This is a genomic window from Aquirufa rosea, from assembly GCF_004118285.1.
GTDB lineage: Bacteria > Bacteroidota > Bacteroidia > Cytophagales > Spirosomataceae > Aquirufa > Aquirufa rosea.
Genome location: NZ_SDHY01000011.1, coordinates 1 through 11912 on the forward strand (window position 1 = coordinate 1; position 11912 = coordinate 11912).

Sequence of the window (11912 nt, forward strand, 5' to 3'; positions counted from 1 at the left end):
AAGCTTTAGGGAGTAATAAAGAAATCTTTATAGTGCTTGTCCTTAAAACTTGCAAACTTCTGTTTGAGTTTCAGATAGAAATAATACTCTTCCCTATCTCTAGACGTTAATTTAGCGGTTTTAAGAAGATCTTTTTTGCTGATTTTAAATAAAATCTGATTCTGATTAGGTGTCATAGAATTCCGTCAAATTTTCGAAAATATTCAAATAAAGCATCTCTCACTAAATCAGACTTATTTCTTCTGGTGACATTTGATAACTTGAAAAGCCTATCACGTTCAGTAGCGTCGAGCCTTAAAGTCAAAATTCCATCTCTTAGTTGTTTGGCATAATATTTCTTGAAGTGGGTATTTAAATTACTCATAATAACTTTGTGTATATACAATAAATATGCATCTATATGAGAAATGCCCAAAAAATTGAAATTTTAAATAGTCGCAGGTTAAAATTAAGAGAAAATGCAGTCAAGATAAGGGAAGAAAGAGAGCGGTTAACTCGAAGACTAGATAGGTTGAAAAATAATCTCCATGATATTGAAGCTGAGGAAGAAGCATTGAATTCATTAATTATAGATCAACTTGATTTTAAAAAAATGGATGTATCAATTCATATTGTAGAAGAATTCATACCAGATAGAATGGATAGATTGATGTTAATGATAAATATCCCTGGAATAAATTGTCCTATCTTCAAAATGTTAAGTTATTATGAAGCGGGGATATTATCCAAAATAAAGACTACAGGAAATAAACTGGCGTTTGATCAAAAGGTTTACAAATTTGCTAAAGATCACATTGAAGTACTTTGCAAGCTAAACGAATCAAGAGATTTTAAGTTAGATCTATCTGAATCAATAGATCAATATCTACATGATTTTACAGTAGAACCTAGATTAAATCGTCATTTATTTTTTTAAGAGAATAATTCACAAAGAGTATTATTATATACATATATACATTGTCTGGACAAGATTTAAAATGTTTGAGCTTAAAGAGTAATTAACTGAAAATACGAAAATGACTTTTTATGATTCAGATTTTAGAACCTACGATAACCAGGCTGTGTAAAAAAGTAATAAAATCAATTATAATTCACTATTTAATATGTTTTAATAATTTTTTGAAGCATCAGTTTTATATATTCAGAATTCTGTTCTTCTTGAAAGAATACTTGGTTGTTATTAAAGTCTTCGATAGTTAGGTTATCTTTCCAGTTCACTTCACTCCATCTAGTATTAGAAATGATAAATGAGTTTAAAATCAGATTATCATTAGTAACTTGTGGTTGAACTTTTTCTTCTAAGTACTTAAAAAACTGAATTTTAGCATCTTTGATCCCATTCGAATTTCTTATACCCTTTGGGTCAATAAAAGTGAGGTATTGTTTGCTTTGTTTTTTAAGCCATAGTATAAAATCTGGATAAAAATTATTGCCTTCAGCAAAAAAACCAATACCTTTTTTGCTCTGATTTCTAAGAAGAAAGACTTCATCAAATATTTTTGAAGGATTCATTTTTTGAACCTGATCTTCAAAATCTTTCATAAACTTATTTTCAGAGTCATTTAGAGCAACTGGAAATACTTGAAGCTTATTCTCATAGCCTTTTCCAACATAAATCAATGGCTTGTATAAATGCATTAAATTATCAAAAGCTTCAACTTGGTTAGCTATTTGAATGGATCGAAATGTTGTTTCAGAAAATTTACTTTTAAGTTGTATAAATCTCTTTTCAATGTCATCAATGTCTTCATTTTTATTCAATCGAATATCATACTGTAAGAGAAGGTTGTCATCTGTGGAAGATAATAATCTAGTTTCAATATGATTTGCATTGAACATATTTTTAAAATGTAAGTAATAGTGTTCTATATACTTTTTGAGCAATACAGTAACTAACTCTTGCCAAACCTTCATGTTTTTCAAGGTACTAAAGTTCATTTTATCCTCAGGAATAAAGACCCTATACCATGAATTATTGGAAACTATTTCTTGTAATGTTTTCTTTTCTAATTCAAGGTTTGCGAAACCCTTACTTGATTTAAAATTTTGAATATCAAAATAAATCTGCGTCCAATCAATTAATGCAAAATGCTGAGAATTGAGATAGCAAATCTGTTTTGCTGTTTCAATTTTATTGGATTTAAAACTCTCTAAAGAGTCAATTTTTGGGTACCAGTCCACTTCAATTTGACTGTTTTTAAATAGACTCTTATTTAGTTCTAGTTTTAAAATCTCTTTTTTCTTAAAGTTTTCAGATTCTTTAACTTGAATCAGCTTCAAATTACTTTTAGAAATATCAATCTTATTTAGTGTAGGGATAGTAATTGTTACCCAGTCACCTGCATTTGTTGGCAAACCTTCTTCCTCTAAAAGCTCTTTGAACTTCTCCATATAGTGAGCTTTAACACCGAAAATTTGAAGAGTTTCTAGGGGTCTTAAATACTTTCTGATTGCTTTTAAATTCTCTGGTCGTTGATAGTCATCTAGCCCTACAGAACGTTTTAAACTAAAATCATAACCTTGTAATCTAACACCTCTTCCAAATAACTGAATGATTTGAGATCCTTCAGACTTACCAATATTCATTAAACCCATAGAGCTTACTCGCCAAGAAGACCAACCCTCCGTAAATTTTTTTGAACCAATAAGCATATTGATTTCCTGCCTAGGATTAACTTCATTTATCTGGGCAAAAAGAGATTCTGAGAAATCTTTTTCAGACCCTAAAATTCCATTATTCATGGCTAAATCATGTAACTTCTTTTCATCACCAACATTTATAACACCAAAATACTTTTCATTATCACCAACTCTCAATCCAAGTTCACCATTAGCACCTTTAAGATTATCAAGGTATAGGTTAGCACCAATATTATGATTATGGAAGATTTCTTTATTTATACCCTCAAATATTTGATCTGGCGTTAATTCAAGTTCATTTAAATATGCGAAGCTACCATCAAAAATGCTATATCCATTTCCGTCTAAAAGGCCAGATTTATTGCTTAAAATCAATTCAATAAATTTTGTGTATTCAGACTGGTTCTTTAGAAAATCTGTTAAGAAATGGACTATGTCTAATACGTCTGAAGTATCAATACCATTTTCTTTTCTTACTGCATTTACACTACTTCCAACAAATACCCATAGCGGTTTAAATATTCTGAACTGACTAGCTAATTCTGGCTTATTCTTAAAAAGAAGTAGTTGCTGATAGAATGAAAGTAAGTTAGCTGTCAGGTATTTATTTTTAAAATCTAAATTATCTTCTTTCAGGTTTAGGATCCGGTAATCTTTACCATAACCATCTTCTGTATTGACCCCCTAAATAGCTGGACAGAATTGTAAAAACAATTAAGTCACTAAATTTAGGAATCATGTCAAAAACAAGAAGGAGTTTCTCGGCTTCGGAGAAACTGTCAATCATCAATGAAGCAGATCAGTTTGGTATTACTGCCACTTTGCGTAAACACAATCTTTCTCCCTCTGTATTCAGAAGGTGGCGAGATAGCTTCAATGCAGGGGGTGTTGCGAATCTTCAATCTTATTTTAAACAGCGTAATCCGGAAGTAGAAGCACTGGAAGAGCAAATCCGGGTATTGAAGAATATAGTGGCTAAGCAATCCATTGAACTTGAGTTCAAGACCGAGCTTTTAAAAAAAAGTCAATTCCACGATCAGCGTCGGTCGAAGTAATCAAGCATTTTGAAACACATCCCATGGTAAACAAGCAAGAGCTGTTGATGTGGTCAGGGGTTCCCCGAAGTAGCTTCTACTACAAGCGGGGAGACGGCTTACGTGGGCGTAAACCCAGTGAAATGACCGTTACCTCAGACGGAGAGCTGGTTGATAACACGACCGTAGTAAAGGACGTAGAATCGATTCTCCAGGAAGAGTTCTGCTGCTATGGCTACAAGAACGTATGGGATGAGCTTAAACAGATGGGATATATTATCAATCACAAAAAGGTTTACCGGCTAATGAAAATCAATAACCTATTGTTCAACCGTAAGATTGGATCCATTGGCGTACCTAGACAGTTTGTTCGTTTTAGAAAGATCCGGGCAGAAAAACCGCTGGAACATCTGTGTATGGATATCAAATACGTTCATATACATGGGGCACAGCGTAATGCGCTATTACTAACGGTAATAGATGCGTATAGTCGCAAGGTATTGACGCATATGCTGCGGTTTAATATCAAAAAGGGAGATGTAATCGTGCTGCTGTCTCTTCTGCTCATGGAATACAAGATTGAAAATATGACCCTTAGGAATGATAACGGCTCACAGTTCATTGCCGGTGTGATAAGGCAGTTTTTAAAAGAAAAGGGGGTGAATCAGGAGTTTACGCATGTAGCTACCCCTGAAGAAAATGCCTATATCGAAGCCTTACATAGTAATGTTCAGCGAGAAGTGGTAGAGCGATATGAGTTTGAATCCATCTACCATGCACAGATGATCTTCAGCCGTTATTATGAGTGGTACAACAATCACCGAAAGCATGGCTCATTGGGCAGAAAATCACCAGAACAGTTCTTGCAAATCTTTAACCAAAATTCCGTACCCTATAAAACAGAAAAAAAATCAGAAATTGTCTCAAATTTTAACCCCATTTTGTCCAAAAATTAAGGGGTCGATACACCGCATGGTTCCATTATCACGAATATTACTTGAAACATTAAGAAAGTATTTTCTTTTATATAAGCCTAAGGAATATTTATTCGAGGGCCAATTTGGGGGAGCATATAGTACTAGATCTGTTCAAGAAGTAATGCATTTGGCCAAACAAAAAGTAACTGATAAACAAGGAAGCGTACATATGTTGAGACATAGTTATGCAACACATTTGATGGAAGCAGGAACAGATATAAGAATCATTCAAGCCCTACTTGGGCATAACAGCATCCGAACTACCATGCTATATACCCATGTTAGTAGGGTGGCGATTGGAAAAATTGAAAGTCCACTAGATAAACTAAATTGGTAACCTTCTGCGTATTTATAAGTAGACAGACGCGTTATTTTAAGTATCATGATTTCAGCTACTCCCGAAAGCGCAATTATAAATGATTGATTTAAACTTTTTTATATTTTAGTGAACGCGTACTTTTAAGTGTTAGCGGCTATATTACAACCGACCGTGCTAAACAGAAAGTTCATATATTTGCAGACACAAAAAATTAAGTAAAGACAGAATGTAAAAAATAATTTCTTTCAGACATATCAGAACAACAACCGCAAAGCGGTTGCTGTATTGTTTCATCTTTAACGAAAGAAATTATGTTGATTTTACAAAACATTTCATATACACACCCAAGCAAAGATTTACTGTTTAGCGACATCAATCTGACAGTAAACAATCACGAAAAGACAGCTTTAATAGGCAACAACGGAGTAGGGAAATCTACCTTGCTCAAAATTATTGCAAGCGAACTTCAACCTTCAAGCGGACAAATAAACATTGACGCAGAGCCGTATTATGTTCCGCAAATTTTCGGACAATTCAATCATTTGACAATAGCACAAGCGTTGCGAATTGAAGGCAAATTGAACGCTTTGAAAGACATCTTGAACGGAAACACAAGCGAGGAAAATTTCAATTTGCTGAATGACGATTGGACAATAGAAGACCGTTGCAAAGAGGCACTGAACTTTTGGCAATTGGACGGCTTAGACTTATCGCAAAAAATGGAAACGTTAAGCGGAGGACAAAAAACAAAAGTTTTTTTGGCGGGAATTTCCATTCATCAACCCGAATTGGTTTTGTTGGACGAGCCAAGCAATCATTTAGACGTTTCGGGCAGACAACTTTTGTATAGCTTCATTAAGTCCACAAAAAGCACATTGATTGTTGTAAGCCACGACAGAAAATTACTAAACTTGTTGGACACAATTTGCGAATTAAGTAAACACGGAGTTAAAGTTTATGGCGGTAATTACGACTTTTACAAAGAGCAAAAACAAATTGAAAACAACGCTTTAAGTCAAGACATTCAAAGCAAAGAAAAAGAACTGCGAAAAGCCAAAGAAAAAGAACGGGAAACATTGGAACGACAGCAAAAATTAGACAGTCGTGGAAGAGGCAAACAAGAAAAAGCGGGCGTTGCCCGAATAATGTTGAACACTTTGCGAAACAATGCAGAAAACAGCACATCAAAAATGAAAAGTGTTCACGCAGAAAAAATCGGGGGCATTTCGCAAGACTTACAAGAACTTCGTTCTTCGTTGCCTGACATTGACAAAATGAAGTTTGGTTTTGACAATTCAGCATTACACAAAGGAAAAGTTTTGTTTACGGCAACAAATATCAATTATGCTTACCACAAACAACCGCTTTGGAAAGACAATCTGAACTTTCAAATTACAAGTGGCGAACGAATCGCATTGAAAGGTACAAATGGTTCGGGAAAAACTACTTTGATAAAACTCATCTTGGGCGACATTAAACCGCAAGCAGGAACAATTTACCGAGCAGACAACAAAGCGGTTTACATTGACCAAGACTATTCTTTGCTTGACAACAAACTAAAAGTTTACGAACAAGCCGAACAATTCAATGTTTCTGCATTACAAGAACACGAAATCAAAATCCGGCTCAACCGCTTTTTGTTTACAAAAAATGATTGGGACAAATCTTGTAGTGCTTTGAGTGGTGGCGAAAGAATGCGTTTGTTACTTTGTTGCTTGACGATTAACAGTAAGTCACCAGATATTATTATTTTTGACGAGCCAACAAATAATTTAGACATACAGAATGTTGAAATACTGACAGCAGCAATAAATGAATACCAAGGGACAATCATTGTTGTGTCGCACGATGAAACATTTTTAGAACAAATAAACATAGAACGGACAATTGAACTTTGATAAAAATACAGCCGCTAACAAGGTATTGCCGCAATGGGGGGTAAAGTGCTTCTATGAAACTTTTGTGCTTAAACAAACGGTAGTACATCTATTGAACTTTGGTGCTGAAAATCCCCCACTGCGGCAATACCCGAACCGTTATCAGCTACTCAGCTGCAGCGCAGATCCTGGCTGTTGGTTTGGTTAACTTGGGCAAAAGAGCGAATGATTTTTCTAGGTGGTTTTAATCAAACCAGCTATTGAACAAGGCCAAACAATATAGCAGTATTATTATTGGAGTTTCTAACAATTTCTTTAGAGCGATTAATATAAATTCAATGAGCAGCTTATAACAATAGGCTTTACGCAATTTGGGCTTCATCAATGGCCCATCAGCTTTGGTAGTGCTAATCAACTTCAGTAATTTGGCTTTCAGCTAATCGAGTTTTTTAGTGGCCAAGCCAGCAGTAGTAACAACTATTCCCAACCTGCGTTAAGCCTCGAACGTTAGCGGTAATTTTACGAAAACGACATAAATACTAAAAAACAATCCGATGAAGCTATAAGTAACTGTTTAAAAATAAAAACAGAAATAAATCATTACTCTCAAAAGTTATGATGATTTGTATTTATCAACAATTTAAAATTTACAACAATGACACAGTTACAAATGATTAACAAAACCAAATCAATAGCTCAACAAGACGAAAATGTTTCCGCAGTTTTTATGTACGGTTCATTTACTAAAAATGAAGGCGACAAATATTCTGACATCGAATTTTACATCTTTCTAAAAACCAAAGAAAACTTTTCGGCTGAAGAATGGGTAAACCAAGTTTATCCTGTCGCTTTATATTTCATTAATGAATACGGAAGTGAAGTCGCTATTTTTGAGAATATGATTAGAGGCGAATTTCATTTTTTAAAAACAGACGAAATAAAAATCATTAAATCGTGGGAAGGAATTGTTGCGTTCAGTGATTTTGACCAAATGAATTTAATTGACAAAGACGGACTTTTAACGGAAACGCTAAATCAAATCAAAGTAAAATTCCCTGATAGAACCACAGACGAAAATATTTTGTGGCTAAGCCAATCATTACTGAATGTTTTGCTGACAACGAACAATTTAATCAAAAGAGAAGAATTTGCCCACGCCCACCAAAGCTTGACGACTGTTCAAAAATACTTACTTTGGCTCATCAGAACAGTAACAAATAAAACTCAACATTGGGAAAGCCCGACGAAAAGTTTGGAAAAAGATATTGACCAAGATTGGTATTCAGAATTTATACTTACAACATCTGATTTAAACCCTAAAAACATAAATACAGCCTTTCAAAATTCATTGAAAATATCTGAAAAGCTGTTTGACAAACTAAATGTTGGACTAAAACTCAAAGAAATATTAAAAAGAATTGAATAAAAAACTACCGCTAACATCGCATATAGCCAATGGCGGGGGAAGTGGGTATTTGAAGCTTTGTAGCCCGCATCAGCTTCTGTGCTGGCGGACAGGTATGCAGCCCGCAAACCGCCACTGGCCATATGCGTAACCGTTGTACGACATAGTAAAACCGAACCAAACAACTCTTCCAAACGGTTTTGGAGAGGTGTAGCCGTTAATAAAACCTTTTTATGATCTTTAATTGCATTTTTGATTTTTGATGCAGTACTGTCTGGATTTTTATGGACATTACGCAAATAGTGAGCTTCATCTAACACTACAAGATCCCATGAAGTTAGTTGAATCAATTCAGCCTGTTTGCTTGCGTATTGGTAGCTACAAATTTTAATAGATTTGCTGTCATCAAATGGATTAGTTACACCACTTTTATATTTTGAATTAAAATTTTTACTCTCAATTACTTCAGAATTTAGATAGAATTTGTCCGCTAATTCATTCACCCACTGTTTTCTTAATGAAGATGGACAGATAATCAATATTCTACGCTTATTTTCAGCCCATTTTTGGCTTAAAAGTATACCTGCTTCAATTGTTTTACCTAAGCCAACCTCATCTGCAAGTATCGCACCCTTAGAGTAGGGAGATTTAAACGCAAACAATGCTGCCTCAACTTGATGTGGATTTAATTCTACTTTTGCGTCAAGTAGAGCAGCTCCAAACTTTTCTGTTGAGTCTGAACTTGCTCTTTTAAGAAGCTCGTATGCAAAATATTTCGCTTGATATGGGGTGATTAAACTCATTATTGTTCAACTAATTCAGATAGTTTTATTTTAAGTATTTCACATATTTTGAGTATCATTCTTAAAGATGGCTCAGATTTATTTTTTGCCCAAAGATTTACAGTAACAGTTGAAACCCCTAATTTCTTAGATAATTCCACTTGTGTCATCCGTTTTTTTTCAAGTATCTCTTTGAGACGAAGCATACACAACAAATTAAAGAATTACTTTAATGAAAACCTAAATTATTTAGCAGAACTTACTAACAATAGGCCATAGTCTATTCTTACAAAAATATTTTTATGTAACAACAACTATTTGATTAACAGCACTTTAAGTAAGTAATAGATTTGGTTTTCCCATTTTTTTTCGTTATATTTTTCTAAACCGATTTTGGTGAAAATTAAAAAAATAAAAAAATGGCTAGAAAGCAAAGAGTATTAGGAAATGACACCTATTTCACTGTATTCAACAGTGATTTGAAATTGATAAAAGATCCTGTAAAGAAGATCTTGTTTGGAAAAATAAAAAACTGGATTTATCGAAATGAAGATAAAGAAAGTAAGATACACTTGAAGAATGGATACTATTGGTCATTTGCGTCCTATAAATATTGGGCTGACGAATGTGGGCTAGAAGAGAAAACTGTGGGAAAACATTTACGCGAACTTGTGAAATCTGGTATTTTAATCGTTGGCAACTTTAATATTTATAAGCAGGATAAAACATTCTGGTACCGTTTACCAACTGAAGAAGAGTTAAATAATGTGAACTTTCGAATGTTGTATTATGGGAAATCCATTAGTAAAAAAGGTGAACAGCATAGCAATGAATACTTACTTGAGTGCTATAAAAATGGTATGATTGATGTAACAAAAAGAGACAAGCTGAAGGAAAAATTGGGATCACCGTTACCAGAAGATAAATCAGAATATAGCTCAGAAGATAATTCAGAGTATATTAAAGAACATAATTCAAACCATAATACAGAAATTATAACAGATTATATAAAAGAAGATATAAAGAAGAATAACTCTAATGATTATAATGAATTAATGGATGAAAACAATATATTAATTCATTTTGATTTTTTTAGTAAAATAAAATTGGAAGAAACCTCAACAGATTTAATAAAATTATTTATCAATAGGTTTCATGAATCCTGTATAGATTCAATTATAAATCAAGAAGATTTATTTAAATATAAATGCAGGTTTGATGTATTAAACAATCATTTGCTTGGTCAAAAGAATATTTCTTATTGCTTTAATCTTATTAATAGATATTTCAACTTAGTTATCTCACCTCAAAATGCGGAGCAAAACGGAGATGAATTAACACCAAATATTACCATATCAAATACAAATCCGTTTCAAGCCAATATTATTCAAAATATAGGCTAGATCTTTACCTAAACTAGAAGTAAACTTTTAAAAGTTAATAACAATGATCAGATTCATAGAAGTCCTAACAGACTTAAATCTTGAAAATTGCAACAATGGGATTTCAATCCTTAGAAAAGGCAGATATCAACTTATGAATTCGAATTCAACGGGTTCAGGTCATGACATTGAGCTTTGTGGAAATCTAATCAAAGCTGGAATCTACCTTGCAGGGGAACAGTACCATGATTTAACAGCTTGTATCTCCTTCAAAAAAGGCTATTGGAATGATTTGGTAAAAGAATATAAACCAAATTTTAAATCAATAGAAGATCAAATGGAATATGACTTCTATTCTGCACTAAACCCAATTTTACAATAAAATAGTTTATCTATTATATCTTGGGTAACTAAAATAATTTACTTAGATTTGCACCATGGAAATTTTGGATTTGGTAATAGGTACATCGTCATTATGGGCTGTTAAAGCCACCCAGTCTTTCTTTTTCTTCTTTGGAATGCCATTACCAGAGGATAAATGGGAAGACTGGTTAGATCAGGATGAATTTGAAGGACAGCCATGGTTAAATAAATCGAAAAAATATCTATTTGATGAACTAAATCTAGCAAAAAAAGAATTCAAAGAATTTCTTAATTCCAATGAATTAATGAATGAAACTGTTTCAAGAAATGGTGGAGCTAAGGTAGTAAACCAATACATTAATGCCCATGCCATTAGAATCAAAAAAATCAGATTAATAATCCAGTTCAAGGTCTACTTCAACGTCTCTAAAAACGCCTATGGTACCAGATACTTGCTTGCAAAAAGTTGTTGGATTAATAACCAGGATGGAAAAGTAATTAAGAAATTTTCAAGAGTAGTTGGACAAGCAGAACAGGTTAAAAAAGGTGGAAAAGTACCTTCGAACATTATTAAAGATGTTGAAAAAGAATTGGAGGCGGCTATGTGGCATGAATACTGTCTTGAATATAAATTCTTAAACCAATAATCAGATTTATATGGAATTTAAGCTTTTATTACATGAATATTTAATAGCGCGAGCTGAAGTCATTGGAGCTGATTTCAATCTTTCTCTAACAGAGATTGAAAAACTTTTTTCACTTGGGTTTAGAAACTTTGCTGGGGTGCAGGTAAACGAATTTTTTTTTCCATGCTGGGACAATGATGAGCCTATTACACATCGAGGGCTTTTAAATGGGTTTATTTGTTTTTATATCTCAAGAAATTACAAACCCATTCAAAATTCTTAAAAATCTCAATTGTTATGAAAATAGAATTTAATCGACATGGTTTATCGCTTGAAGAGCATTATCCATCAAGATCATTTGATGATTACGATTATACGTTTTACCTAACTTTTTCCCAAAAAGAATTGAAAATGTTGTTCGATTACTATAGGGTTCAATTTGGTGATAATGAAAAATTAGCTGATAAAATTTTGCATCATTACCAAACCTACGACTCATTAAAGCTC

At 33.3% G+C, this 11912-nt stretch carries 14 protein-coding genes; 11 read left to right on the forward strand and 3 right to left on the reverse strand.

What is annotated here, in order from left to right:
* The first annotated feature begins 400 nt into the window (after positions 1-400).
* The gene (locus tag ESB04_RS12240; protein WP_129028042.1) at positions 401-916 is read left to right on the forward strand and encodes a hypothetical protein; all 516 of its coding nucleotides are present in this window, start codon (positions 401-403) and stop codon (positions 914-916) included.
* A 182-nt stretch (positions 917-1098) separates the two neighbouring features.
* On the opposite strand, the gene ESB04_RS12245 is transcribed toward ESB04_RS12240, so the two are convergent.
* Positions 1099-3015: a hypothetical protein gene (locus ESB04_RS12245; protein ID WP_129028043.1), complete on the reverse strand. Its 1917-nt coding sequence runs from the start codon at positions 3013-3015 to the stop codon at positions 1099-1101.
* 362 nt (positions 3016-3377) lie between these two features.
* Here ESB04_RS12245 and ESB04_RS12250 point away from each other — a divergent pair, with 362 nt between their 5' ends.
* From ESB04_RS12250 to ESB04_RS12275, 5 genes are all read left to right on the forward strand, one after another.
* Positions 3378-3695 carry a transposase gene (locus ESB04_RS12250; protein WP_129028044.1) on the forward strand — a complete coding sequence of 106 codons (318 nt, stop codon included), beginning with the start codon at positions 3378-3380 and terminating at the stop codon, positions 3693-3695.
* Positions 3695-4630, forward strand: coding sequence for an IS3 family transposase (locus tag ESB04_RS12255; protein WP_262707683.1), 936 nt, complete (start codon positions 3695-3697; stop codon positions 4628-4630). Before ESB04_RS12250 ends, ESB04_RS12255 begins: the two co-directional genes overlap by 1 nt.
* A gap of 16 nt (positions 4631-4646) precedes the next feature.
* On the forward strand, positions 4647-4988 hold the full coding sequence (locus ESB04_RS12260; RefSeq protein WP_205749515.1) for a tyrosine-type recombinase/integrase: 342 nt from the start codon (positions 4647-4649) through the stop codon (positions 4986-4988).
* A gap of 293 nt (positions 4989-5281) precedes the next feature.
* On the forward strand, positions 5282-6868 hold the full coding sequence (gene abc-f / locus ESB04_RS12265) for a ribosomal protection-like ABC-F family protein (RefSeq protein WP_062040341.1): 1587 nt from the start codon (positions 5282-5284) through the stop codon (positions 6866-6868).
* Positions 6869-7502: 634 nt separating this feature from the next.
* Positions 7503-8273 (forward strand): aminoglycoside 6-adenylyltransferase, encoded by a 771-nt coding sequence (locus ESB04_RS12275; protein WP_088655699.1) that lies wholly within the window; start codon positions 7503-7505, stop codon positions 8271-8273.
* Here ESB04_RS12275 and ESB04_RS12280 read toward each other — a convergent pair.
* On the reverse strand, positions 8186-9055 hold the full coding sequence (locus ESB04_RS12280; RefSeq protein WP_129028048.1) for a DEAD/DEAH box helicase: 870 nt from the start codon (positions 9053-9055) through the stop codon (positions 8186-8188). The two genes, ESB04_RS12275 and ESB04_RS12280, sit on opposite strands and share 88 nt — an antisense overlap.
* Positions 9055-9240: a helix-turn-helix transcriptional regulator gene (locus ESB04_RS12285; protein WP_129028049.1), complete on the reverse strand. Its 186-nt coding sequence runs from the start codon at positions 9238-9240 to the stop codon at positions 9055-9057. The genes ESB04_RS12280 and ESB04_RS12285 overlap by 1 nt, the downstream gene beginning before the upstream one ends.
* A 213-nt stretch (positions 9241-9453) precedes the next feature.
* Here ESB04_RS12285 and ESB04_RS12290 point away from each other — a divergent pair, with 213 nt between their 5' ends.
* The 5 genes from ESB04_RS12290 to ESB04_RS12600 form a co-directional block, all read left to right on the forward strand.
* Complete coding sequence (locus ESB04_RS12290; protein WP_129028050.1) at positions 9454-10437, forward strand: helix-turn-helix domain-containing protein; 984 nt, start codon at positions 9454-9456, stop codon at positions 10435-10437.
* A gap of 133 nt (positions 10438-10570) precedes the next feature.
* Positions 10571-10798 (forward strand): hypothetical protein, encoded by a 228-nt coding sequence (locus ESB04_RS12295; RefSeq protein ID WP_129028051.1) that lies wholly within the window; start codon positions 10571-10573, stop codon positions 10796-10798.
* Positions 10799-10853: 55 nt separating this feature from the next.
* Complete coding sequence (locus ESB04_RS12300) at positions 10854-11426, forward strand: hypothetical protein (protein ID WP_129028052.1); 573 nt, start codon at positions 10854-10856, stop codon at positions 11424-11426.
* 10 nt (positions 11427-11436) lie between these two features.
* Entirely contained in the window at positions 11437-11688 is a 252-nt protein-coding gene (locus ESB04_RS12305; protein ID WP_129028053.1) for a hypothetical protein, read from the forward strand.
* Between the two features lie 14 nt (positions 11689-11702).
* Positions 11703-11912, forward strand: a 210-nt coding sequence (locus ESB04_RS12600) for a hypothetical protein (protein ID WP_205749516.1), incomplete at its 3' end; no start/stop codon positions are given.

Bases quoted from the DNA above. Each gene is read 5' to 3' on its own strand.
- ESB04_RS12275 (WP_088655699.1), top strand. From the start codon at position 7,503: ATGACACAGTTACAAATGATTAACAAAACCAAATCAATAGCTCAACAA.
- ESB04_RS12290 (WP_129028050.1), top strand. From the start codon at position 9,454: ATGGCTAGAAAGCAAAGAGTATTAGGAAATGACACCTATTTCACTGTA.
- ESB04_RS12295 (WP_129028051.1), top strand. From the start codon at position 10,571: ATGAATTCGAATTCAACGGGTTCAGGTCATGACATTGAGCTTTGTGGA.
- ESB04_RS12260 (WP_205749515.1), top strand. From the start codon at position 4,647: ATGGTTCCATTATCACGAATATTACTTGAAACATTAAGAAAGTATTTT.
- ESB04_RS12240 (WP_129028042.1), top strand. From the start codon at position 401: ATGAGAAATGCCCAAAAAATTGAAATTTTAAATAGTCGCAGGTTAAAA.
- ESB04_RS12305 (WP_129028053.1), top strand. From the start codon at position 11,437: ATGGAATTTAAGCTTTTATTACATGAATATTTAATAGCGCGAGCTGAA.
- ESB04_RS12285 (WP_129028049.1), bottom strand. From the start codon at position 9,240: ATGCTTCGTCTCAAAGAGATACTTGAAAAAAAACGGATGACACAAGTG.
- ESB04_RS12250 (WP_129028044.1), top strand. From the start codon at position 3,378: ATGTCAAAAACAAGAAGGAGTTTCTCGGCTTCGGAGAAACTGTCAATC.
- ESB04_RS12300 (WP_129028052.1), top strand. From the start codon at position 10,854: ATGGAAATTTTGGATTTGGTAATAGGTACATCGTCATTATGGGCTGTT.
- ESB04_RS12280 (WP_129028048.1), bottom strand. From the start codon at position 9,055: ATGAGTTTAATCACCCCATATCAAGCGAAATATTTTGCATACGAGCTT.
- abc-f (WP_062040341.1), top strand. From the start codon at position 5,282: ATGTTGATTTTACAAAACATTTCATATACACACCCAAGCAAAGATTTA.